A 24,028-nucleotide genomic window follows, 5' to 3' on the forward strand; every position below is an offset into this window, starting at 1 on the left:
AAACAGCTCACCGAAGCGGCAACTTCGATGAGCTGTACCGGTCCCGAGGTGGGACTTGCGCACCCAACTTTCCTTGCCTTTATTATATTCCCCGATTCGAATCATTTCAATCCATCGACTCTCCTGTCACTAATTCATCCATTTTCCGATCGTGAGATTCCGGATAGACCGTGTCCACTACCTGAAAGGGATAAGCCACCCCCAGCCGAATCACTCCGTTTCCTTCTCCGGCAAAGAAGCGATCGTAATATCCGCCTCCGTAACCGAGCCGATAACCCTTCCGATCAAAGGCGACTCCGGGGACCACCGTCAGATGGATCGTCGCCGCCGGTACCATCCGATCCGGATTCGCCGGAGGCTCCAGAATGCCATATGCCCCTTTTTCCAACTGATCAAAATGATCCAGACGGATCAGGAGCAAGGACCGGTCGGCGGGAACCGCTCGCGGAAGAACCACTTCTTTCCCTTCAGCCCAGGCGGACTCGATCAAGGGGCGGATATCCGGCTCTTTTCGAAAGGGCATATAAAAGAGAACCCTTCGGGCCTGTCGGTAGCCCTTGGATTCCCGCACCATTCGGCAGATGGCCCGGGAGGCCTCCGACACTTCCCTTTCTGTCAACCGGTTGCGCCGTTCGAGCATCCGTTTCCGCAGTTCTTTTTTCGCCGTCCGCATCGGTTCGATCCTGTCCCTTCTTCATGAAGCTTCTCCCCTCCACTTTATCGCAAATGGCGGTGGCCGGCCAGATCAAGGTCCGGTCTTTTACACCTCCATTTTCCTCTCCGGCCGGAATCGGCTACAATGGAAAGGGCTTGATAACTTGAGGTGAAGTTGATGACCATTTTACAAGTAAAAAACGTGGAAAAATCCTTTGGCGGAACCCTCATTCTGCAGGATGTTGATTTGAAAGTGGACGAGGGGGAGCGAGTCGGGCTAATCGGACCCAACGGAGCGGGAAAGTCGACTCTGCTCAAGATGATCACCTCCCGGCTGGATGCGGACCGGGGGGAAATCCACCAGGCAAAAAACGCCCGCATCGGCTACCTGGCCCAGGAAAACGAGTGGGATTCCGACCGTACCATCTGGGAAGAGGCCCTCACCGCCTTTGATCGTTTGAAGGAATGGGAAAAGCGCCTGCGATGGCTGGAAGGAGAAATGGGTCGGGACGAGGTTTTGACCAACGAAACCCGTTACCAGCAGGTGTTGGAACAGTATGCCGCCCTGCAGGACCAGTTTGAACGGGCCGGCGGTTACGGTTTTGAAGCCCGGGCCCGAGGGGCGTTGAACGGATTGGGACTGGATCGGCTGGATTGGAAAGAAACCCGGGTTCACACCCTGAGCGGCGGCCAGAAGACACGTTTGGCCCTGGCCAAGCTGCTGTTGGAACAGCCGGATCTGATTATCCTGGACGAGCCGACCAACTATCTGGATATGGAAGCTTTATCCTGGTTGGAACACACCCTGGATACTTATCCCGGCTCCCTCTTGGTCGTCTCTCACGACCGGTATTTTTTGGACCGGATCATCACAGTCATCTATGAAGCGGATCGGACGCGGGTCACTCGCTATCCGGGAAACTACAGCGAATACGTCCGTCAACGGGAAGAAATGCTGGCTCGATGGGAAAAAACTTATGACCAGCAACAAGCGGAAATTAAGCGGATGGAGGATTTCATCCAGCGCAATATCGTTCGCGCCTCCACCACTAAACGCGCCCAGAGCCGTCGCAAAGCCCTGGAGCGAATGGAAAAAATCGAGAAGCCCCCGTCTGAACGGGAAAAGGCGGCGATCCGTTTTGAACCGGTCGTCACCAGCGGACGCCAAGTGCTTCAATCGGAGGAGCTCTCCGTCGGATACCCCTCCGCCACCCCTTTGATCCGCCCCTGTTCCCTAACCTTGCAGCGAGGGGATCGGGTCGGGCTGATCGGACCCAATGGCGCGGGTAAATCGACGCTGTTGAAAACGCTGGCCGGCATCCTTCCTCCCCTTTCCGGTTCCTTCTCACTAGGAACCGGGGTACAAACAGATTACTTCGACCAGGAACAGGAGGAGCTTCGTCCTGAAGCTACAGTATTGGATGAAGTGTGGGACGCTCACCCCAAACTGGATCGAACGGCCATCCGCTCCTATCTGGGACAGTTCCTGTTCCAGGGAGACGATGTCTTTAAACGGGTGGCCGACTTAAGCGGAGGGGAAAAGGCCCGCCTCTCCCTGGCGAAGCGACTCCTCAACCGGGGCAACCTCCTGTTCATGGACGAACCGACCAACCATTTGGATATGGACAGCAAAGAACGGCTGGAGGAAGCCCTGGAGGGATTCACTGGAACCCTTCTTTTCGTCTCCCACGATCGGTATTTCATCAACCGCCTGGCCAACCGGATCTGGGAAGTGAAGGATGGAACGATTACCTGCTTTGACGGAAATTACGATGCTTACCGGGAGCAAAAAGAGGCGGAACAGGAGGAAACCAAGACGGCGAAAAACGAAGAGGCCGGGAATTACACCCGGGAAGTACGCCGGCAGCGCCGGCAGGAAAAGGAAAAACGCCGTCTCCGGGAAGAAGCGAGCCGGTTGGAAGAGGAAATTGAACAATTGGAGGCGGAAGTCCAACGGATTCAAGAAGAGCTGTGCCGCCCGGAAATTTATGAAGTTCCGGAAGAAAGTCTCCCCCGACAACAGCGTCTGTCGGAGTTGGAATCGGATTTGGCACAGAAGACGGAACGTTGGACGGAAATTGCGGAATAAAAGTGATCAACAGGACAGCAACCATCAACCCGGTACCCGGCACGACACGAAGGGGCCGGGTTTGGTATACCGGTCCGGTTCAGTCAATCTGAAACCCGACCATTCTTACGGTTTTAAATACACCGGTCCTGTTTGGTGTCAAAAATCTCATATCCGTACTCTGCCTGCGACAGGGGCAGCGTATGGGTAATGATATCCCAGGGGTCAAATACACCCTCTTCAATCTGCCGGTACAATTCCGGCATGTAATGGATGATCGGAGCCTGACCCATCTTCAACGTGATATTGCGACTGAAGAAATCATCCAATGGAAAAGCATTGTATCGAGTGCCATAAATCCCGACCAGCTGGACGGTCCCGCCCTTTCGTACACACTGACTGGCGATGACAATAGCCCCCATCGATCCCCCCTGAAGCTTCAGGGCTGACTGGACCAACTCCATGGCGGTCATCTTCCCGTCCATCCCCACACAGTCGAGGACCACATCCGCTCCACCGTGTGTGATCTCTTTCAAGTGATTGCCGAGGTTATCGAATGTTGTAAAGTCATAGACCTCTGCCCGGTTGACCTTTTTTGCATGTTCCAACCGGTAACCGATATAATCCACCGCAATGACCCGTTTGGCACCCTTCAGCCAAGAAAATTTTTGCGCCAACAACCCCACGGGACCACAACCCAGCACAATCACGGTATCCCCGGGTTGGACCCCGGCGTTATCCACGCCCCAGTAAGCTGTCGGAACGATGTCAGACAACATAAGGATCTGATCGTCTTCCAACTCGCTCCCTTCAGGTACGACAAAGGGAGTGAAATTACCGTAGGGGACCCGCAGGTATTCGGCCTGTCCACCGGCGTAGCCCCCGAAGGTTTCAGAGTAACCGAAGTAGGCCCCGGCATCTCCGTGGGGATTGGCATGGTCACACTGGCTCTCCAGATGATGTTGGCAGTAATAACACTGTCCACAGGCTACGTTGAAAGGAACGACAACCCGATCCTTTTTTGACCTTGGTGACTTCGGGGCCGACTTCTTCCACGATTCCCATCGGTTCGTGCCCAATGATGTAGTCTTCGGGCATGTTGGGGATGAATCCATGAATGAGATGAAGGTCCGAACCGCAAATGGCTGTACTGGTAATGCGAACGATCAGGTCATCCGGCTTTTCGATTTCAGGATCCTTGACTTCCTTCACTTTCACGTCTTTGACCCCTTGAAAGGTAACCCCTTTCATATCCCTTCACCCCTTTTTGGACGGGATTTGGTTTATATCGTCTACAGACTTCCCGGAATTATTCCACCACCTACTTTCTCAGAAGAGGAACCAGGCTTTCTGTTTATCCCAAAAAGGCAACCATCAATAGAGCCAGGATCACCACAGTTAACACCAGGAGAAGTCCTCCCAGTAAAACGCTTCCCAATCCCCTCCACGCGGAAAAGTTCGACACTTCCGCGATCCCATTGGATAAAACATAAATATACCAGGCAGATAAAGCCAAATCGGTCAGGCCGAGGAAAAGGGCGAATAACGGATATTGCTCCAGAGTGGCTTGGGTCCGGGATAGATACTCTTCGCCCAAAACCGCGAGCTGTATCAAGACGAGAATCAGCTTAGAAGCATAGGGAATGCTGGCCCATGCCACTGCTGTCCGCATTTCTTCCCACACCGCACGCCCACCCAGCCAACGACTGGTCCAATGGAATACACCGCTGAACAAGTACCAATAAATATAGCCGCTGATCAACCCGATGATCACACTGATAATCAAAGCGTTGGTGAAAGAGCCTTTGTCCGCCATCCCCTGGTTGGAGGCATTTTCAAAGGTTAAAACCAAACCGAACAGAACAATCACGACATGCATCCAGGGGTTGTTTTTTTCCTCCACCCGCTCACGGATCGTTTCCCTGGGATGTCTCCAGATGGAAAGCCAAGGATTTTGCACAGGTTTCATGATTAAGACCTCCATGAAGGAAATGAAACTTCACTTCTTAGGTTTAGCATTTATACTTTATCCACGAAAACTTTGAGCTGCAGCATCTTCAAAAGATAGGTCTATACATTCCCTGACATGTTCATGGAACTGTTTGGGGCTCATCCAGGATGCATGTTCCAATCTGATGAACCCGTCATTTAGTTTTGATAAGTACATAGCACCCTTTAATGCTGCACGTTTATCTACCAACAAAGCATCATCCTCGACCTCGACTACAATTTTATCTTCCGATGTGTTCCTAGGGAAAGAAAATTCTATATACTCCTTAAACTTTTTATGACCCTTCCATCTCTTATCATCGATCCATTTATCCCAACATAGCGAGACATCGGTGCTTTCTGCAAAATTTCCCGCATCACAAAACTTTGATGTACTCACGCTTTTCTTCCACATTTGACTAATAAGATCTTCAAGTGTAGGTAAAACCAATTCACCTTTAACCTGAATAAATATCTTCATCACCTTTCCCTCCAACAACCGCTATTAGAAAATAAACGAACATCGTATAAAAAGAGAGACAGATCCGGGCTTTTGTGATGTATTGTGATGTGTTATGTTCTGTCATTGGAACTCCTTCACATACTTAACGGCCTTCTCTAAATTCTTGATTAACTCCTGTGTTTTTCCTTTTCCTAGCTTCTTCCTCATTTTTTTCGGAATTTGTGGTTCAAGAGGTTCATCGGGTTCAATCCTAATATCAATCTCAGAGTTTTTTCCTCCACCAGCTTGAATTTGTATTTTATTTCCGTCTGGTTCGGCATCTACTCTAAGTTTAACTTTTTTGCCTTGATGAACGTATTCTATTGGCTTTCCAAAAGTCACACTTGTTTTTTTTCCAGGACCACTCTTCTTCTTGTTATTACCTCCACTACCCCCGCCATTTCCTTTTCCCTTGGCATTCCACATGCTGTCCCAGGCATCTTTGATATCATCCCACATGCTGCCGCCCGGATCTTCGGGTCCACCGGCAGGGGCTGGCCCCGGACTTCTGAATAAGGATTTAGCGCCTTGAGCTGCTCCTCTAAAGAAATCCCCGATCCCTTTGAAAAGTTTAGGACCACCCTTGGCAATAAGCTTTCCCCACTTGCCGAAATTACCGATAACAGGAACAATCCCGACGACGGACAACCCGTACCAGATCCCGTTCAATGATTCTCCTGTAGCGGGGTCGACACCTGTTCTCGCTTCGTAGAGAGATTTTGCATTGGATACAAACGGGATCGCGTCCCCGATCATACTGACAATCTCTTTTCCCGTCTCACCCAGGCCTATATCGTCAAGGAAGGAGGAAAGGAACGGGGAATCTTTCTTCGGTCCATCGCTCCCGGTTGGCTGCACGTCATCACGATCCGATGAATCCTGTTTAAGCGTTTGAGGGGTTGTGGAAATATCGTCGGGGTCGGTGGAAAGATCGGAAAAAATGTCTTCTCGTTTCGGCTCTTTATCCTGTGGCTTTTCCTGATTGCTGTTGGTGCCCTCCGCCGTTCCATTGATCACTTCCGCAACCTTGTCACGCAAAGTTTGCTGTATGCTCCAATCATGAAGGACGGTATTCAGGATCATCGCCAACGCGAGTCCGGCAGCGATGACGGTGACATATTCAATGGCGGGGGAACCGTTTTTACTGCGAAACACATGGAAGAACTTATTGAAGAAGCGCAATAAAATCATTCCCCCTTTTCCGAATTTTCATTACCCCGATTGTATATCGGTAGGAGGGATGGGAGAATAGTGAAAATGTACTAATTTTTTGTGCGCATTTTGGTTACCAAAATGAAGATCCGTATAAACGTAAACCTTTTCTCCCCCAAAATAGAGATGTCACCTGCAACACCCTGACTTTCCTTCTATAATAATGTCCAACACTTCGTAATATACGGCTTAGAAATCATCAGCTGCCTCCTCGGCCCGATGGAAAAAGAAAATCATTAATCATCCCCTTGTCTGTTTCATCTCGCATGACCAACCACCGCTCTACTGAATCACACTTACTATATGATCCATGTATTTCTTCGTCGCGTACTTGCTGGGTATAAAATCGGCTTCTTCTCTATCTTTGGACCACTCAATCATAACGGCCACTAGATGTCAGACACCGCTGGGGTTGTCTTTGTTAATAGAGGGCCTTCTCATAAAGGTATTTAAAATACCTTAAATAATTTTCCGTGTTCACTTGACAAAGGAAGGTCGTTGAAATATACTGATAACTGCTGAGGAAACGATATCCAATTGGAATGGGGGAAAGCAAATGAAACGTGCTGTGGTTATCGGTAGTCGGAGTGGTCAGCGAAAACATACCACGAAAGCAGATTGGAACGTTACATACCTTGAAGCTTGGACTAAAAGTAAACCCAGCCAAAAAGTATTGGAATCCTTGGTAAAGAAATCGGATGTCGTTTTCTTGATGACAGATGCTTGTTCGCATCAAAACATGTATCAGGCACGGAAGGTATCCAAACGATACAATAAACCCATTCACTATCTTAAACGGGCAGGGGCCAAGAGCATCATGCAACGAATACAAGAACGGACTCATAAAAAACCTTTTTTTTAGCCTGTGACAAATAAAGTATGACAAATACCTTCGTACATTTAAGGAGATGATTAAATGAAACAATCGGATTTACTCTTTCAGAAACTTTGGGGGGCGGTTAATATTGTTCGGGGTGAAGTTAATTCCTCGGAATACCTTGATCTGATATTGCACGTATTAACTATAAAGGTCCTCAATGATAATTCAGATCACCCTTATGCCATTCCAGAAACGGCAAAGTGGAACAATATCCTGATTGGACAATCGATTGATAACAATCTCAACCGAGCGGTCTTTAGCCTTCAAGAAGAAAACGAGGATCTTAGTGGCGTTATGGCTTATGACTTTAAAAACGTGACACGTGATGAATCTTTACATTCCTTACTTCGCCACATGGATCGATTAAACTTGACTAGAAGTAAATTGGAGAACCCTGATCCCTTAAGGGGAACATTAGCACAAGCCATTGACCAGTTCATTGAACGTATTGCGGATCATGAGGGTAAGAAAGGAGCCGAGTATCACAGTCCTAAAGAAATTGGCATGTTACTGGCTGAAATCCTTCGTCCTCAACAAGGAACGGTATACGATGGAGCAACAGGAATGGGTCGTTTTCTGATTGAGACGGCAAAACAGGCACCTAATTACCTTCAGTTGTATGGACAAGAGATTAACCAACGCACCTGGAGACTTAATCAACTAAACTTTATCTTACATAGTTTATATGATACACATATTGCAATGGCTGATACCATTCGAGAACCCCAATGGGTCCAAGATCACCATTTGAAAACCTTTGATTATGTGCTGATGAATCCACCGTTTGGGTTGAAAAATTGGGGGCAAGAGGTTGCTGAAACAGATCCATTTGGTCGATTTAAATATGGGGTACCCAGTGCAGTAAGCGGTGACATAGCATTTGTCTTACATGCATTAGCCTCGTTGAATACGGAGGGGAAAGCTGCCCTCGTTGTCCCCCACGGCATTCTGTTTCGGTCCGGGTCGGATCAACAGATTCGTAAGGCCATGTTGGAGGATGGGTTGGTTGAAGCCATTATCTCCTTACCCTCTAACCTATTTTCTAGCACAGGAATCCCAGTGGCTATTTTGGTTCTCAACAGGAACAGTCGACACCCTGGTCAGGTCCAGTTCATCAACGCCAAGGAGGGATATCAAAGGGAACGAGGTCGTAATCGGTTACGCGAACAAGATATTAAAAAGATCGTCGAGGCTTATCATGAGAAGAAAGAAGTTGAACGTTACAGCCAACTCATCCCTTTAAAGGAGATCCAAGAGAACGACTGGATACTTTCTGTTGAACGGTACGTTGAAGCCTTATCGATTGAAACTAAAATCGGTGAAGTATTCGTGAACACCAAACGTTACGAAGCATCGGGTCTAAATTTAAAGGAACTCAATCAGTTATGTGAACCAAAGCCTTTTCGCGGCATGAACCCCCCAAAAAAAGGTGAAGAGGATGAACCAAATTACCATCTGATCAATCTAGTGGATGTTCAAGATGGCAATATCCTTTTTGACCAGTTGAAGTCGGTCACTGTCAATTCACGTAGAGCCCTCCGTTTTGAGGTTCGGCCGGGAGATGTGATTATCGCCAGTCGGGGAACCGTACTCAAAGTAGCTGTCGTACCTGTGACAGAAATGAACCTCTTAGCTACGAATAACTTTATAGTGGCTCGCCCCAAAGAAGAGTTAGATCCTTTTTATCTAAAGGCTTTCCTTGAAAGTCCTTTAGGCATTCACTACTTTACGACACGTCAACATGGAACGATTGCACCTGTCATCAATTCCAAAGATGTTGGAGCCATTCCTATACCATTATTTGAGTTAGAAGAACAACAAAAAATCGCCCAACAAATTATGAAAGCAGAGCAAGATCGGAAACAGACCATTGAAGAAGCGAACAGGAGACATCAACAACAACTTCAATCGCTATATCGTGATATGAGGATTATGGAATTTGTTCAGCAAGAGGAGACTGATGTATGAGAAAAGATAAACTAAGCGAGCGAGATGTTTGCACTAAATTTATTACCCCTGCTCTCCAAGAAGCGGGTTGGGATATTATGTCGCAGGTTCGTGAAGAGGTTAGTTTTACGGAAGGACAGATCTTGGTCAATGGTAACAAGGTAACTCGAAAGAAGAGCAAACGAGCCGATTATATGCTTTATCCAAAGAATCATCCGAACCTTCCAATTGCTTTGATTGAGGCAAAGAAAAACACGAAACCTTTAGGCGGAGGAATGCAACAGGTATTGGAGTATGCCGAGATGCTTGATGTTCCCTTTGTGTATTCCTCCAATGGGGATGGTTTCGTTGAGCATGACCGGACTGTGACCGACGGTAAAAGAGAAAGGATCTTAACGTTAGATGAGTTCCCTTCGTCAGAAGGGCTGTGGGAGCGCTATTGCCTGTGGAAAGGCATTAATGAAGAACAAGAACAAATCATTGCCCAGCCTTACTATGTGGATGCCAGTGGAAAAAGCCCTCGTTACTATCAGCGAATCGCCATCAACCGAACTATTGAAGCTGCGGCAAATGGACAAGATCGAATTCTTCTCATTATGGCTACAGGAACGGGGAAAACATACACATCATTTCAAATTATTTGGCGACTATGGAAATCGAAGGTAAAAAAACGGATTCTGTTCTTGGCTGATCGAAACATTTTGATCGATCAGACCATGACCAACGATTTTAACCCTTTTGATGACAAGATGACGAAGATTAAAAAACGGCAAATCGATAAGTCTTATGAGATTTACCTCGCTTTATATCAAGGAGTTTCAGGAGAAGAGGATTGGAAAAATGTCTATAAGCAGTTTTCTCCGGACTTCTTTGATCTGGTTATTATCGATGAGTGTCATCGGGGAAGTGCCAAAGCAGACTCAGCATGGCGCGAGATCTTGGAGTATTTCCATTCAGCTACCCAAATCGGCTTAACAGCCACACCAAAGGAAACCAAGGATGTCTCCAATATTGATTACTTCGGAGAACCGGTTTACACCTACTCCTTAAAACAAGGGATCGAAGACGGGTTTTTAGCCCCATATAAGGTGATTCGATTTAATCTTGATCGGGATTTGGATGGATGGAGACCGGAGCAAGGGAAACGTGATAAATTCGGGTACGAGATTCATGACCGCGTTTATAACCAACGCGACTTCGATCGAAAAATTGTATTGGAAAAGCGAACGGAACTAGTCGCCAAGAAAGTGACCGAGTATCTCAAGAAGACCGGTCGGTTTCAGAAAACTATCGTGTTTTGTGTCGATGTCGATCATGCCGAACGAATGCGTAGTGCATTAATCAATGAAAATGCAGATTTATATAGTCGCAATCACAAGTACATCATGTGCATTGTAGGGGATAACAAAGAAGGAAAAGCCTCATTGGATGAATTTATTGATCCGGAGAGTACTTATCCCGTGATCGCTACGACTTCAAAGCTCATGACCACAGGGGTCGATGCTCAGACGACCAAGCTGATTGTATTGGATAGACATATCAACTCGATGACCGAGTTTAAACAAATCATTGGCCGTGGGACACGGGTGAATGAGGAATATGATAAGTACTTTTTTACCATCATGGATTTCCGAAACGTCACCAACCTATTTGCCGATCCAGGATTCGATGGAAATCCTGTCAAGGTATATGAACCGGGTAAAGATGATCCCATTTCATCGCCAGATGATATGGATACCAATCCCGATAATGAAATTATTAAAGAGAAGGAAAGCAACTATAAACCTTATGTCGATGATGTTGATGTTCACGTATCCGTTGAAAGGCAGCAATTTTACGGCCCGGATGGTAAACTAATAACAGAGTCCTTAAAGGATTATACGAAGAAAACGGTCCGGGAAGAGTATCGATCGCTGGATGACTTTATTCAGAAATGGGATGAAGCGGAGAAGAAAGAAACCATCATTCAGGAGCTGTTGGAACAAGGCATTCCCTTGGATGCGCTTCAAGAAGAGGTAGGGGTAGAGTACGATATCTTTGATCTGATTTGTCATGTAGCCTTTGATCAAAAACCACTTACACGAAGTGAACGAGCAAAAAATGCCCAACAGGATACTTACTTCGATCAGTATGGAGAAAAAGCCCGTCGAGTCATCAATGCCCTTTTGAACCGATATGCAGAAGGTGGTATTGAGGATATCGAGTCCATGGAGGTTCTCCGGATTGCTCCGTTTACCCAGATCGGTTCCCCGATGGAAATCATTAAGGTGTTTAATGGTAAACAGAAATACCTTGAAACCGTGCATCAACTAAAAAAACGCATATATAGCGCGTAAAGGATGAGACATCATGACCATTACTAATGTAATTAAAACCATCCAAGATATCATGCGTCAGGACTCAGGCGTCGATGGCGATGCCCAACGGATTGCTCAGCTCGTTTGGATGTTGTTTTTGAAGATTTTTGATGATAAAGAACAAGAAATTGAGCTATTTCGAGATGGCTATCAATCTCCAATCCCAAAGGATCTCCAATGGCGTTCCTGGGCTGCCGATGATGAGGGTATGACGGGTGATGAGCTGTCGGACTTTGTGAACAACCGTCTGTTTCCTGAATTGAAGAATCTACCTTATACTCCGCAAGATAATCCTCGTGGGTTTATGGTCAGGGAAGTCTTTTCAGATGCTTATAACTATATGAAATCGGGGACACTGCTACGTCAGGTAATCAATAAACTAAATGAAGTGGATTTCAACAGCTCAGAAGACCGTCATCTTTTTAACGACCTATATGAAAGTTTCCTGAAAGATCTACAATCAGCTGGTAATGCAGGCGAGTTTTATACTCCACGGGCTGTAACGCAATTTATGGTGGATATGATAAATCCCCAGGTAGGCGAAGTGGTCTTGGATCCGGCTTGTGGCACTGGCGGTTTTTTGACCAATACCGTCGATCACTTGAAGAAACAAGTCAAATCAGTCGAAGAGTATGACCTGATTTCGAAAACCATCAGGGGAATTGAGAAAAAACCTCTTCCACATATCTTGGCTACGACGAACTTAATCCTTCATGAGGTGGACAACCCTCACATCAACCATGGAAACTCATTGTCCCGTCCGCTTCGGGATTACAAGAAGAAGGAGCGGGTCAATGTGGTGGTAACCAATCCTCCGTTTGGTGGGATTGAGGAAGATGGTATTCAAGCGAACTTCCCAAGTGCCTTCAAAACAAAGGAAACGGCTGATTTGTTTCTGGTTCTTATTATGCATCTTCTTAAAGAAGATGGCCGTGCCGCGATTGTATTACCGGATGGATTCCTGTTCGGTGAAGGCGTCAAAACCAGGATAAAGGAGAAGCTGTTACAGGAATTTAATCTTCACACCATTGTTCGGTTGCCGAATGGGGTTTTCGCACCGTACACTCTAATCAAGACCAACCTCCTCTTCTTTGAGAAAGGCTCTTCAACCAAGGAAATCTGGTACTATGAACATCCTTATCCAGAAGGGATGAAATCTTACTCTAAGACGAAGCCGATTCGGATCGAGGAGTTTGACCGGGAGAAAGCCTGGTGGAACCATCGGGTGGAGAATGAATATGCTTGGAAGGTATCAGCGGAAGAAATCACAAAGCAAAACTATAATTTGGATCAACAGAATCCTCATTATCTAGTGGAGGAAACTGAAAAGACACCTGAAGAGTTGCTCCTCGTTCTGGAGGAGAATGAAAATAAGATTGTTAAAAGTATCACTAAGCTAAAACAGCTTTTAGGAGAGAAATCATCATGAAAAGGTTTAAACTAAGCAATGTACTTAGCTTGGTATCAAGACCGGAAAATGTACAACCTGACAAAACATATAAATTACTGGGAGTACACTGGTATGCAAAAGGATTGTATATAAAGGATGTCAGAAAGGGGCACGAAATCAAAGCAAAAAAATTGTATAAAGTAGAGAAAGGAGATTTTGTATACAATCGTTTATTCGCATGGAAAGGATCATTTGGTTTAGCCACGGAAGAAGTAGCAGGATGTTACGTATCGAATGAATTTCCATGTTTCCAATTTTCGAATTCAGATCCAGAATATATTCTTTGGTTATTTAAAGATGAAGAAATGTGGGATCGATGTAGTGAGCTTAGTAAAGGAAGTACATCCATTTCCCGGAAAAGATTGAAAGTAGAAAAGTTACTTAGTCTCGATGTTCCTTTACCGGATCTCCAACAACAAAACACTCTTTCGGAGTATTTTCAAGCCGTTGAATCAACAGTCCACATACTAAAAGGACAGTTAAATGAGAGATCGAAAATTATAACTGACCTCAGACAATCTATACTTAACCAAGCCGTTCAAGGCAAGCTTGTTCCTCAAGACCCCAACGATAAACCTGCTTCCGTGTTATTGGAGAAGATCAAGGAAGAGAAAGACCGGTTGGTAAAGGAGAAGAAGATACGGAAGCAAAAGGTGTTGCCGCTGATTGAGGAAGAGGAGATTCCTTATGAGATACCGGAGGGATGGGAGTGGGTGAGGTTTGGAGATGTTTGTAGAATTGTATCAAATTTAGTGGACCCTAAAGAGTTTCTTTTTTTAGTTCATGTTGCTCCCAATCACATTGAAAAAAGCACAGGTAAATTGATTGATTTAGAGCTAGTATCTGAAGCGGGATTACGTAGTAAAAAACACAAGTTTAACCCTGGTCAGATTATCTATTCGAAAATCAGACCTAACCTTTCAAAGCTAACTATTGTAGATTTTGAAGGGGTATGTAGTGCTGATATGTATCCTATTGATGTTTTTATTAACAATAAATATGTCGCCAACTACATGCTTTCTTCCTACTTTATTAACTTAGTAACCAAAAATGATAACCGTGTGGCAATGCCTAAAGTCAATCAAGACGAACTCAATAAAGTAATTGTTCCCCTCCCGCCCCTCAAGGAACAAAAACGCATCGTCGCCAAAGTGGATCAACTTCTATCCCTGTGCGATCAACTAGAAGAACAACTGAAGGTATCCGAACAAAATACAGAAAAACTACTCCAAGCTGTTTTGCACGAGGCATTTCAAAGTGAGGAAACCAAAGAAGCGGTTGAAGTTTAAGTGATAAATAATATTTGACCCCCCCATAGATTTATAAAATTAGTATACAAGGGAATCGCATTCGGCAAAGCGAGTGGTTATCGCTCTTGCCGATAGCGGTTCTTTTTCTGTTATGCCTTTAGGCTCAGTTTCCGGCAATCATGTACGTGGTAAAAATCACGGATCGATCGACACCTCCTCGATTTTGTGTTTAGCGGCTTGCACCAAACTATTAATACCTCAAAATGCTGTTAGATATCCTGGACAGAAACCATTGTAAAATAACCTTTCCATGATATTAATGGTTTTTCGCTATATCAACCATCATCCGGAAAGGACAAGAAATGCGGAGAGAAGGGCGAACCATTTATGCATTCGATGCCGTCCTCCTTAACATGAATGACGGAAGGAACACTCCTTAGTTACGGTCCAATTAAGTTGGGAGGCTACCAAAATCGCAGCCCCCCTTTCTTATCTCTGGCTATCAGTCAGCCGCAATAGTAGATAAGAAGCCCAAGCACCAAGTCATCATCCCTTTGCGATATTCATCTCCGCCGCTCCGTAATAAACATATGCCCCGGAGAGTGGGTGATCATCCATTCGGGGCGGCTGGCCACGGCTACCGCCTGGGGAGTGACGCCGCAGGCCCAAAAGGCGGGGATTTCGCCGGGATGGACCGTGACGGCATCCCCGTAGTCCGGTCGATCCAGATCCGTGATTCCGATCGCCTCCGGATCACCCACTTGAACCGGGGCCCCGTGAACGCGGGGATGGCGGGAGGTGATCTCCACAGCCCGGATCAGATCCTTCGACTTCAGCGGACGCATGCTGACCACCAGCGGGCCGGCAAACATCCCCGCCGGTTTACAGGGGAGATGGGTCCGGTACATGGGTACGTTTTTATTCTCTTCGATGTGGCGAACCGGGATCCCGCCTTCAATCAGGAGCGACTCGAAGGTAAAACTACACCCCAGCAAAAAGGAAACGGCGTCTTCCCTCCAGTACGCCTCGATATCCGTCACTTCCTCGACCCACTCCCCGTTTCGGTACACCCTGTACCGGGGCAGGTCCAGGCGCAGATCGGCACCGGGAGCCGTTTTCTTCGGCACCGGACAACCCGGGTCCGTCACTTCCAGCAATGGACACGGTTTCGGGTTGCGAACACAGAAGAGGAGAAAATCATAGGCCATCCTCTTGGGAAGAATGACCAGATTGGCTTGCAGATACCCCGGAGCCAGTCCCGCCGTCGGTCGGGTCCATTCTCCGGAACGAACCGCCCGGCGCACTTCGGACAAGTTCATAGACTTACCGCCTCCAGCCTCCGCAAAAAATGTTCCTGTTCCACTGCCAACTTTTGGGCTTGATTGACATCCACCGCTTCAAAGGAAAGGGTGTGACCCGGAGCTGCCTGAGCCAGGATGGGCAAATCGACGGAGATCACTGTGGCGATTTTCGTATATCCGCCTGTTGTCTGCCGATCCGCCATCAGAACGATCGGCTGTCCCTCGGCCGGAACTTGGATCGAACCCGGAGCAGTGGCATCGGAGAGAATATCGGCAGACCTGCGGTGCGGAATGTTGGGACCTTTCAGCCGATAACCCATCCGGTCCGACTGAGGAGTGATCCGGTAATCACTGTTGAAAAAGGTCGCGATCCCCGCCGGGGTAAAAACTTCATACTCCGGACCCGGAACCACCCGCACCTGAAGATGTTCTTTGTAAACGGGTTGCTGATCACGGGAAAGCTGTCGTCCCGCCACCCGGTATGCGAGAGGATCCGAATCCCCGGTGTCAAGGACATCATCCGCCTGCAGCGCCCGCCCCTGGAAACCTCCGATCCTTCCCTTGAGATAGGTGGATTTGCTGCCGAGCACCGGAGGCACCCGGACGCCTCCCGCTACTGTCAAGTAGGCACGGGTTCCCTGTAACGCTCCTTTGAACCGCAACTCCTGTCCCGGACTCACCCGAAGGCTTTTCCAGAGAGGAACCGGGCTTCCATCCAGGGAGGCGCCCAGATCCCCTCCAGTCAGGGCGATTACCTGCTCCGTCAGAAACTGCAATACCGGCCCGGCCCATGTAATCTCCAATCCCGCCTCGGAGCGGGAATTACCCACCAACAGATTGCCCACCTGCAGAGACCAGGGGTCCATCGCGCCGGAAACAGGCATTCCGTACTGCTGGTATCCGGTTCGCCCCAGGTCTTGAACCGTCGTCAGCAGGCCGGGCTTTAAAACGCGTATCGCCTCTGTCAACGTTCCCCCACCCTTTTTACTTGAATCCCGTGGTCCCGGAAAGCTTTTGAAAGGTGTTGTACAAAAGCGAGTGCCTGAGGCGAATCCCCGTGGACGCATACGGTATCCGGCCGGATCGGTAAATCCGTCCCGTCGACGGCTTTCACCTTTTTTTCCTTCACCATCCGGATCACCCGGCTGACGGCTTCTTCCGGATCTCGAACGACGGCATCCGAATGCGTACGGGGTGTCAAAGTTCCGTCCGGTTGATAAGTACGGTCGGCAAACACCTCTTCCGCCACGGACAGGCCCGCATCCCGACCTGCGGACACCAGTTCGCTTCCCGCCAAGCCAAATAGGATCAATTCCCGATCCACCGCAGCCGTCGCCTCGGCGATCGCTTGTGCGAGCCCCTTGTCCCGGCCGGCCATATTGAACAGGGCTCCATGAGGCTTAACATGTTGCAGACGTTCCCCCTCCGAGGCGGTGAAGGCCTGTAAAGCCCCGATCTGATAAACCACCATATTATAAACCTCATCTGGATCCACCGCCATGTTACGACGTCCGAAACCCAGCAAATCCGGCAATCCCGGGTGAGCACCCAATCCAACACCATGATGATGGGCCAAGCCCACCGTCCGCCGCATTACATTCGGATCCCCGGCATGGTAACCGCAGGCAATGTTAGCCGATGTAATATAACCCAGCACCTTCTCATCCTGACCGATCGTATAATGACCGAAACTTTCACCCAAATCACTGTTCAAGTCAACCGTATAGGTCATGATTGGATCTCCCCGTTTGATTGGTGTCGAATCGTATATTCCCCTCGATTCAGTCTTTCCCGGATCTCCCGGTACTCTTCGGAATCCACCGGTTGAAACCGGATGGAATCCCCCGCTTGCAACAGCATCGGCCGCTCCCGGTCCGGATCGTACAACCGAACCGGCGTCCGGCCGATCAACCGCCAACCGCCCGGTGTCTCCAGGGGATAAACGCCCGTTTGGGAACCGGCGATGCCCACAGAACCGGCGGGGATCCGCGGACGGGGATTCGACAAACGGGGAGCGGCGATGGAGTCCGACATGCCGCCGAGGTACGGAAACCCCGGCACAAACCCCATCATATACACCCGGTATAACGACCGGCTGTGTATCCGGATGACCTCCGAAGCCGACAACCCGTTGCGGGAGGCGACATCCTCCAAATCCGGGCCGCATTCCCCCCCGTAAGCCACCGGCAACACCCACACCCTGGAATCCGCCTCGGAAGTCTCCTCCACCCTTTCAGCGAGGGCCTCCAACCGACGGCACAATTCATCGTAACCGATCAAATGCGGTCGGTAGTAAACCGTTACCGAACAATAGGCAGGAACCCACTCCGATACACCGTGGATCTCATTCTTCTCCAAAGCATTACAGTAACTGCGGATCCGACGGTTGATATCCGGTCGGATCTCGTCGCCCATCCCGATCCTGACACCGGTGTCCCCCAGCGGCTGAAAGGATAACATCACAGTGACTGCCTCCTTTTCCTTTAAGAGAGTCTAGCTCTTGCCCCTCTTTTTATGTGAACAGCTGGGGAATCTTCTCTGTCAGAGTCAAGACTCCCAGATAAGCGGTTCCCAAGGCGACGACAGCTCCAAAGACCGTCAGCCATACCGGATGCTTATAATCGCCTACAATTCGGGGCCGGTGAGCCGCAATCAGGATCGTTCCCAGCGTGACCGGCAGGATGAGGCCGTTTAATGCCCCGGCCAGAATCAAAAGCTGTACGGGTTCGCCCAACACCATCAGAATCAGTGCAGAAATCAGAATAAATGCAATCACAATCTTCGACTGATGAACCTCCACCTTTTTGGAAAACGAACGTAAAAACGTTACCGACGTATATGCCGCCCCCACTACGGAGGTCAAGGAAGCCGACCACAACACCAGACCGAACAACTTTAAACCAATGGGCCCTGCCGCTGAATGAAACACCGTCGCCATCGGATTGGAAGGGTTGAGCTTCACTCCCTGCATCACGACCCCCAAAACGGCGAGGAAGAGAATCACCCGCATGACAGAAGCGACCAGGATGCCGGATACGGAACTGCGGGTGACTTCCTTCAGATTTTCCTTACCGCTGATACCCGCGTCCAGTAACCGGTGTCCGCCGGCAAATGTGATATAACCTCCAACCGTTCCGCCCACCAGTGTAATGATCGACATCACGTCAACCTTGTCCGGGGAAAAGGTCCGAAGGACCGCCTCCCCCACAGGCGGCTGGCTGACCAGAGCGACATAGGCGGTTAACAGGATCATTAATCCACCCAGCCACCGGGCGATTCGGTCCATCGCCACCCCGGCTTCCCTGGACAAAAAAATACCTACAGCCAAAAGAGCCGTAATCCCAGCCCCCCATTTGGCATCCCAGCCGAACAGAACCCGGACTCCCAATCCGGCTCCGCCCAGATTACCGATATTAAAAGCCAGACCACCCAGGGACACGGCGACAGCGACAAAATACCCCAGTCCCGGCAAAACATCATTGGCGAGATCCTGCCCCCGCTTTTTCGTAACGCAGATGACGCGCCAAATGTTCATCTGGGCCCCGATGTCCAAAAGAATGGAAATGAGGATGACAAAACCGAAACTGGCCAACAACTGTTCCGTGAATACGGTCGTCTGCGTCAAAAAACCCGGCCCGATGGCGGAGGTGGCCATCAAAAAAGCCGCCCCCAACAAGATGCTCCACCGTTTACTCTGTTGCTGTTTTGTGTCCATGGCATCACTTCCTTCTTTCAGATGAACGGAGAACGCAATATTTTAATATTGAATCAAAAATGAAAATAACTTGTCCACAGATTTTATCACAAGAAAGAAGTTCCCCTCCAGGGAACGGATCAGGTATATATTTGGGAAAAACATCCTCCATAAGAAACATTAAACCATTGGCCGTAGTTCTTACATATAATATCTTTCCTTAGGATCACGAGAGCATGTCTGGTCAATCACCGAAAGACCGCTTGGCTCCCCCATAAAAGCGGTTCGGTCCGGAAAAGGTCGCGGACCGTTTACCATCCGCGGGAGGGCAACCCGGCGAGCGATGTCGGAAATCGGCTCCCATACCTGGTTGTCGTGGTCATTGGATGATCCAGACCACACGAGAAAAAGAGAGATTCCGGGTCAATGTTAAGGAGGTTGTGGTTACGGATGAATTTTTGGACGGATTGGATCCAGGAAGGAAATTGGGCGGGGTTTGTGACTGCCTTTATCCTTGCCGTGATCGGCCTTACCTGGATTTCGATGATAATCACCGAAAAAATCGAGGAACGACAAAAGCGGGAATTCGAACGAGAATTTCCCGAACTCATTCCCGCCTCCGACGAGGATTAACCCGCCAACCGCTTTCATACCCCGTCAGGGCCTTCCGCCCGAGACGGGGTTTTCATTAACCCATTCCCTAAAGCCGATCACCATCACCGGCATCACAATATAGATGATCGCCGTGGCGGCGGAAACGATCCCCGAATCGTTGACGGCCAAAGCGGTCAAAGCCCCGGAGAGAATGGCGATAAAACCGTTGAAAAGCTGGGGATAAGACATCCGCAGCTTTTTGAGTCCACCGACGGGGCGAAAGGCCAGAACCGCCATAACTCCCAAAGAAAGCAGAAAAACTTTTCCCCAGGATGAAATCCGGATCAACTTCCAGTTCATCGCCCCTTTCCGATGGAGAATACGTAAAATTTCCCCCCAGTCTCCAGCTTGCAAATGAGAGAAAGCCCGGTCGATATGAGTGGGAAAACCGAAAGAAAAGATCCCGTTAAAGAAAAACAAGAGCGAGAATCCCAGAATGATCAACCCCAGCCCTTGCCACACCGGAAAAGACTTCCCTACACGAAAAAAGCGGATAAAAGCCACTCCGAATCCCACCGCGGAGGCCAGTGCCCCTCCGGCATTGGCTCCCAAAAAGGGGACGGCGAAGAAGATGGCCAAACCGAGAAAAAAGAGAGCCACCGCCGACCGAAGGATTCGGGACGCCCGATTTTTCCCCTCCAGCCATGCAGCGCAGGTCAGAATGGAAGACCCGAGAATGACTCCCATATATTCATTACCGACTCCGTAATACCGGGCTCCTTTGATCGCATCATACCCGAGAAAGGATTGTCGGATAAACGGACCTCCCAGGATTCCGTCCAGAACGATCGGGAGGAAACTGATCAGCCCGACCCAAAAAAAGAGGGGAATCGTGTCCAGTCGGCGAAAAAGACCGGCCAGAATAAAAACAGTCAGTAAAAGAAACGCGGCAAGGGACAAGGGGGACTCGGCACTGATCCCGGAAGTGAGAAGGAAGACAAAAGGGGTCAGCATGATCGCCAAAGCCACTGCCTGCATCCATCCCCCAGCCTGGCGGCTCCCGGTCAACAACAACACCGATCCCGCCACCAAAACCGCCATCTGGAACAGAATATAGCTGTACATCACCGGGGGACGGAAACGATAAACAGCCTCGGCCCGATCCAGGGTTCTCCAGAAGTCAGCCGGAGAACCCTCTGTTCGCTTCATGGAACGGCCCATCATGGTTTTCGGAGTTTCCACACCCAAGATCGTCAGCAGAGTGGGAGCCAGGTCGATATTACTGACAATACCCCGCCGCCGCGTCGTATCAGAAGTGAGCAGACCCGGCGCCTCTCCTTTCCGATAAAGCATCACCGGCAACAACTCTTCTCCGTGGTCCTGGGCTTGATCGCCAGAGGTGGATACCAGTGCCAACATCGTGTCATCGGGAACCTTCCGCATCGCTTTTCCTACAAACCGGTCCATCTCCGATAACACCCGACTCCGAACAACCTCCCGGTAGCGGGAAGACATTCGGCTTTCCGCCTGTTCCAGCCGGTACAGATCCCCCAGATCGACAACGGCCAAACCCGGCCGAGGCCAATGAAATAAGTGTTTTTCCAACCATCCGTACCGGGTCTTGACTCCGAAAGGTCGCCGGGGAGACTCCGTCAGTGTCTGTTTGCCGATCCATCCTTCCTCCGTCCACCCCCGCCTGTCCATCGTCAAGAAAGGGGCATATCGGACAGGACGGTGGTTCCCTTCGTCCATATTGCCCAGAACCAGCCGGCTCCGTCCGGAACGGCGCAACGCCTCACCCAATGCCCCCGGCACTACATGATAAGGACCGTCTTCGTTTTCCCGTATGTACTCCATGATATCCGGATAAATCACACTTCCCTCGGGTGGAGCCGTTCCGGTCCTCTGTTCGTGGAGGGCTTTGGCCATTATCCCCTCTGAATTCACCCATTCTTTCTCAAGGTAAAATCCCTCCTCCCCGAATACTCTGGCACGAGTCCCTGAACCCAAAGTGGCCAAACTATTTGCGACTGTTTCCTTTCCTCCCGTTTTTCGGTTCATCGCACCAATGGCGGATTGTCGAAGCATACGACTCAAATGCGGATACTCTCCGTCCCGCAAATCTTTAAAAGTGAGTCCATAGGCATGGATCAACCACACCTGGCGCAGAGGCGTTTGATCGGTCGCAGGGGGATCCGCAACCGTGAAACCGCATCCGGTTCCCGTCACCAACAGGCATATGGTCATCACCAGCCAACCGAACCGCACGTTCATCCCCCGCTTCACCGTCATCCTTATTTTCGATAGGATATCCTAGTGCAAAAGAAGTATCCACACTCCTCCACATCCGATCCACCATTTTACCCACAGGTTGATGGCCCGTATTTCAGTTATCCACACCACTTATCCACATCATCCACAAGTCCTAGGACCTTTTTATCCACAATTTATCCACAAGCATGATTTTCTTTCATTACGAATAGAGGGAAAAGACAATCATCTCTGAAACGCTTTTTTCCTTGCTCGAGGGACATTGCAGTCGTAAAGCGCTTTGATCATATATCCTCTACAGAATAAAACCCTTATCCATAAAAAAGCCCGCGCTCCAAGGCGCAGGCCACGGTTGAACCAAGTTATCCACAGGATGTTACGGTACCAGGGGAAGGTTGGGGACTGCATTCAGATCATAACCGGCATACTGTCGTTCCAAGTGCCGATAAGTACCCGCCGAAGCGATCATAGCGGCATTATCCGTGCACAATTCCAACGGGGGAATGCGCAACCGGATTCCTTCTTGCTGACAGCGCCGGGAAAGTTCGTTCCTCAAACCGGAGTTGGCAGAAACGCCGCCGGCGAGAACCAGTTCCTCAACGTCTTTTTCCCGGACCGCCCGGATCGCTTTTTCCACCAGAACTTCCACCACAGATTCCTGGAAACTGGCGGCCAAGTCGGCGGCATCGACCGATTCCCCCCGTTGACGAGCATTGTGGAGAAGATTGATCACCGCCGACTTCAAGCCGCTGAAGCTGAAATCCAAAGAGTCCGGTTCCAGCCACGCCCGGGGGAGATCCAGGGTCGGGTTTCCTTTCTTCGCCAAACGGTCGATATGGGGACCGCCCGGGTAAGGCAGTTCCAACACCCGGGCCACTTTATCGAAAGCTTCCCCGGCGGCATCGTCACGGGTGCGGCCCAACCGCTCAAACCGGTTGTGGGAGGGCATATAAATCAATTCCGTATGACCTCCCGAAGCAACCAGAGCCACCAGTGGAAAACGGAGGGGTTTCACAAGATGTCCGGCATAAATGTGGCCGGCGATATGGTGAACCCCCACCAAGGGCAGCCCTGCGGCAAAGGATAGGGCTTTCGCCGCCGAAACCCCGATCAGGAGAGCCCCGACCAGCCCCGGACCCTGGGTGACAGCCACCGCCGATAAGTCTTCCTGTGTAACCTCCGCACGATCCAGGGCCTCCTGAATGACCATCGTAATCCGCTCTACATGGCGGCGGGAAGCGACTTCGGGGACGACACCGCCAAAGCGCCGGTGAACCTCCATCTGAGAGGAGATCACATTGGATAACAGAATGTGCCCGTCTTGTACCACTGCCGCAGAGGTTTCATCACAACTGGTCTCAATGCCGAGAACCAAGCTTTTTTCGTTGGGATTTGTTTTCATCGAGTTTCACCCACATAATCATCGCGTCTTCATGATTGTCCGTATAGTAGCGGGGCCGCAGGCCGGTCGGTTCGAAGCCCTTTTTTTTGTAGAGATTTTGAGCCACCCGGTTGGAAACCCGGACCTCCAATGTCATGCTCTCGGCCCCCAACCGACGGGCCGAATCCATCAAAAAATCCAGTGTCGCATCGCCGATCCTGATTCCCCGATAGTCGGGATGGATGGCGATATTGGTAATATGCGCCTCGTTTAAAATCATCCACATCCCGCAGTAGCCGATCACCCGGTTTTCTTTCTCTACCACGATGTAACGCGCAAACTGGTTGTACGCCAGCTCATTGTAAAAAGCCTGCCGTGTCCACGGAGTTGCAAAAGAGGCATGCTCCACTTTGAGAACGGCAGGGATGTCCGCCAATACCATCGCCCGAAATGTAATCGATGGATGGTCCATCCTTCT

General features: G+C 49.5%; 19 protein-coding genes and 1 pseudogene. 7 read left to right on the forward strand and 13 right to left on the reverse strand.

What is annotated here, in order from left to right; translation table 11 throughout:
* Nucleotides 1-106 precede the first annotated feature (106 nt).
* Nucleotides 107-673 (reverse strand): 5-formyltetrahydrofolate cyclo-ligase, encoded by a 567-nt coding sequence (locus CHM34_RS14160; protein WP_094265284.1) that lies wholly within the window; start codon nt 671-673, stop codon nt 107-109.
* 159 nt (nt 674-832) lie between these two features.
* On the opposite strand from CHM34_RS14160, the gene CHM34_RS14165 reads away from it, so the two are divergent.
* Nucleotides 833-2,743: an ABC-F family ATP-binding cassette domain-containing protein gene (locus CHM34_RS14165; protein ID WP_094265403.1), complete on the forward strand. Its 1,911-nt coding sequence runs from the start codon at nt 833-835 to the stop codon at nt 2,741-2,743.
* Nucleotides 2,744-2,856: 113 nt separating this feature from the next.
* Here CHM34_RS14165 and CHM34_RS14170 read toward each other — a convergent pair.
* The 4 genes and pseudogenes from CHM34_RS14170 to CHM34_RS14185 all read right to left on the reverse strand — a co-directional run bounded on the left by CHM34_RS14170 (nt 2,857) and on the right by CHM34_RS14185 (nt 6,404).
* Nucleotides 2,857-3,973 (reverse strand): annotated as a pseudogene (locus CHM34_RS14170) (alcohol dehydrogenase catalytic domain-containing protein).
* A 103-nt stretch (nt 3,974-4,076) separates the two neighbouring features.
* Entirely contained in the window at nt 4,077-4,691 is a 615-nt protein-coding gene (locus CHM34_RS14175; protein WP_169713750.1) for a Yip1 family protein, read from the reverse strand.
* Nucleotides 4,692-4,748: 57 nt separating this feature from the next.
* Nucleotides 4,749-5,192: a hypothetical protein gene (locus tag CHM34_RS14180; protein ID WP_094265286.1), complete on the reverse strand. Its 444-nt coding sequence runs from the start codon at nt 5,190-5,192 to the stop codon at nt 4,749-4,751.
* Between the two features lie 102 nt (nt 5,193-5,294).
* Entirely contained in the window at nt 5,295-6,404 is a 1,110-nt protein-coding gene (locus tag CHM34_RS14185) for a pre-toxin TG domain-containing protein (protein ID WP_094265287.1), read from the reverse strand.
* A gap of 577 nt (nt 6,405-6,981) precedes the next feature.
* Between CHM34_RS14185 and CHM34_RS14190 the strand changes: the two genes are divergently transcribed.
* The 5 genes from CHM34_RS14190 to CHM34_RS14210 are packed head-to-tail and all read left to right on the forward strand — an operon-like array spanning nt 6,982 to nt 14,348.
* Nucleotides 6,982-7,287 carry a DUF2325 domain-containing protein gene (locus CHM34_RS14190; RefSeq protein WP_094265288.1) on the forward strand — a complete coding sequence of 102 codons (306 nt, stop codon included), beginning with the start codon at nt 6,982-6,984 and terminating at the stop codon, nt 7,285-7,287.
* A 54-nt stretch (nt 7,288-7,341) separates the two neighbouring features.
* On the forward strand, nt 7,342-9,273 hold the full coding sequence (locus CHM34_RS14195) for an N-6 DNA methylase (protein ID WP_094265289.1): 1,932 nt from the start codon (nt 7,342-7,344) through the stop codon (nt 9,271-9,273).
* Nucleotides 9,270-11,588, forward strand: a complete 2,319-nt coding sequence (gene hsdR, locus CHM34_RS14200) for an EcoAI/FtnUII family type I restriction enzme subunit R (RefSeq protein ID WP_094265290.1) — start codon at nt 9,270-9,272, stop codon at nt 11,586-11,588. Before CHM34_RS14195 ends, hsdR begins: the two co-directional genes overlap by 4 nt.
* Nucleotides 11,589-11,601: 13 nt before the next feature.
* A complete protein-coding gene (locus CHM34_RS14205) occupies nt 11,602-13,038 on the forward strand; it encodes a type I restriction-modification system subunit M (protein ID WP_094265291.1) in 1,437 nt (478 codons plus the stop codon).
* On the forward strand, nt 13,035-14,348 hold the full coding sequence (locus CHM34_RS14210) for a restriction endonuclease subunit S (protein ID WP_094265292.1): 1,314 nt from the start codon (nt 13,035-13,037) through the stop codon (nt 14,346-14,348). Before CHM34_RS14205 ends, CHM34_RS14210 begins: the two co-directional genes overlap by 4 nt.
* 524 nt (nt 14,349-14,872) lie before the next feature.
* On the opposite strand, the gene CHM34_RS14215 is transcribed toward CHM34_RS14210, so the two are convergent.
* The 5 genes from CHM34_RS14215 to CHM34_RS14235 are packed head-to-tail and all read right to left on the reverse strand — an operon-like array spanning nt 14,873 to nt 19,364.
* The gene (locus CHM34_RS14215; RefSeq protein ID WP_094265293.1) at nt 14,873-15,628 is read right to left on the reverse strand and encodes a putative hydro-lyase; all 756 of its coding nucleotides are present in this window, start codon (nt 15,626-15,628) and stop codon (nt 14,873-14,875) included.
* On the reverse strand, nt 15,625-16,578 hold the full coding sequence (locus CHM34_RS14220; RefSeq protein ID WP_240512037.1) for a 5-oxoprolinase subunit C family protein: 954 nt from the start codon (nt 16,576-16,578) through the stop codon (nt 15,625-15,627). Before CHM34_RS14220 ends, CHM34_RS14215 begins: the two co-directional genes overlap by 4 nt.
* Entirely contained in the window at nt 16,575-17,342 is a 768-nt protein-coding gene (locus CHM34_RS14225) for a LamB/YcsF family protein (protein WP_094265295.1), read from the reverse strand. Before CHM34_RS14225 ends, CHM34_RS14220 begins: the two co-directional genes overlap by 4 nt.
* Complete coding sequence (gene pxpB / locus CHM34_RS14230; protein WP_094265296.1) at nt 17,339-18,070, reverse strand: 5-oxoprolinase subunit PxpB; 732 nt, start codon at nt 18,068-18,070, stop codon at nt 17,339-17,341. The genes CHM34_RS14225 and pxpB overlap by 4 nt, the downstream gene beginning before the upstream one ends.
* 52 nt (nt 18,071-18,122) lie before the next feature.
* Nucleotides 18,123-19,364, reverse strand: coding sequence for an NRAMP family divalent metal transporter (locus CHM34_RS14235; RefSeq protein ID WP_439116335.1), 1,242 nt, complete (start codon nt 19,362-19,364; stop codon nt 18,123-18,125).
* A 390-nt stretch (nt 19,365-19,754) separates the two neighbouring features.
* On the opposite strand from CHM34_RS14235, the gene CHM34_RS14240 reads away from it, so the two are divergent.
* A complete protein-coding gene (locus tag CHM34_RS14240; RefSeq protein WP_094265298.1) occupies nt 19,755-19,937 on the forward strand; it encodes a hypothetical protein in 183 nt (60 codons plus the stop codon).
* 24 nt (nt 19,938-19,961) lie between these two features.
* Here the strand turns inward: CHM34_RS14240 and CHM34_RS14245 are convergent, their stop codons facing one another.
* From CHM34_RS14245 to rimI, 3 genes are all read right to left on the reverse strand, one after another.
* On the reverse strand, nt 19,962-22,166 hold the full coding sequence (locus CHM34_RS14245; RefSeq protein ID WP_141201725.1) for an alkaline phosphatase family protein: 2,205 nt from the start codon (nt 22,164-22,166) through the stop codon (nt 19,962-19,964).
* Between the two features lie 379 nt (nt 22,167-22,545).
* Entirely contained in the window at nt 22,546-23,571 is a 1,026-nt protein-coding gene (gene tsaD, locus CHM34_RS14250; RefSeq protein ID WP_094265300.1) for a tRNA (adenosine(37)-N6)-threonylcarbamoyltransferase complex transferase subunit TsaD, read from the reverse strand.
* On the reverse strand, nt 23,528-24,022 hold the full coding sequence (gene rimI / locus CHM34_RS14255; RefSeq protein ID WP_094265301.1) for a ribosomal protein S18-alanine N-acetyltransferase: 495 nt from the start codon (nt 24,020-24,022) through the stop codon (nt 23,528-23,530). The genes tsaD and rimI overlap by 44 nt, the downstream gene beginning before the upstream one ends.
* Between the last annotated feature and the right edge of the window lie 6 nt (nt 24,023-24,028).

It is taken from the genome of Paludifilum halophilum (assembly GCF_002245355.1).
Lineage (GTDB): Bacteria > Bacillota > Bacilli > Thermoactinomycetales > DSM-45169 > Paludifilum > Paludifilum halophilum.

Coding starts and splice junctions, on each gene's coding strand:
- CHM34_RS14160 (WP_094265284.1), bottom strand. CDS start 673: ATGCGGACGGCGAAAAAAGAACTGCGGAAACGGATGCTCGAACGGCGC.
- CHM34_RS14165 (WP_094265403.1), top strand. CDS start 833: ATGACCATTTTACAAGTAAAAAACGTGGAAAAATCCTTTGGCGGAACC.
- CHM34_RS14175 (WP_169713750.1), bottom strand. CDS start 4,691: ATGAAACCTGTGCAAAATCCTTGGCTTTCCATCTGGAGACATCCCAGG.
- CHM34_RS14180 (WP_094265286.1), bottom strand. CDS start 5,192: ATGAAGATATTTATTCAGGTTAAAGGTGAATTGGTTTTACCTACACTT.
- CHM34_RS14185 (WP_094265287.1), bottom strand. CDS start 6,404: ATGATTTTATTGCGCTTCTTCAATAAGTTCTTCCATGTGTTTCGCAGT.
- CHM34_RS14190 (WP_094265288.1), top strand. CDS start 6,982: ATGAAACGTGCTGTGGTTATCGGTAGTCGGAGTGGTCAGCGAAAACAT.
- CHM34_RS14195 (WP_094265289.1), top strand. CDS start 7,342: ATGAAACAATCGGATTTACTCTTTCAGAAACTTTGGGGGGCGGTTAAT.
- hsdR (WP_094265290.1), top strand. CDS start 9,270: ATGAGAAAAGATAAACTAAGCGAGCGAGATGTTTGCACTAAATTTATT.
- CHM34_RS14205 (WP_094265291.1), top strand. CDS start 11,602: ATGACCATTACTAATGTAATTAAAACCATCCAAGATATCATGCGTCAG.
- CHM34_RS14210 (WP_094265292.1), top strand. CDS start 13,035: ATGAAAAGGTTTAAACTAAGCAATGTACTTAGCTTGGTATCAAGACCG.
- CHM34_RS14215 (WP_094265293.1), bottom strand. CDS start 15,628: ATGAACTTGTCCGAAGTGCGCCGGGCGGTTCGTTCCGGAGAATGGACC.
- CHM34_RS14225 (WP_094265295.1), bottom strand. CDS start 17,342: ATGACCTATACGGTTGACTTGAACAGTGATTTGGGTGAAAGTTTCGGT.
- pxpB (WP_094265296.1), bottom strand. CDS start 18,070: ATGTTATCCTTTCAGCCGCTGGGGGACACCGGTGTCAGGATCGGGATG.
- CHM34_RS14240 (WP_094265298.1), top strand. CDS start 19,755: ATGAATTTTTGGACGGATTGGATCCAGGAAGGAAATTGGGCGGGGTTT.
- tsaD (WP_094265300.1), bottom strand. CDS start 23,571: ATGAAAACAAATCCCAACGAAAAAAGCTTGGTTCTCGGCATTGAGACC.
- rimI (WP_094265301.1), bottom strand. CDS start 24,022: ATGGACCATCCATCGATTACATTTCGGGCGATGGTATTGGCGGACATC.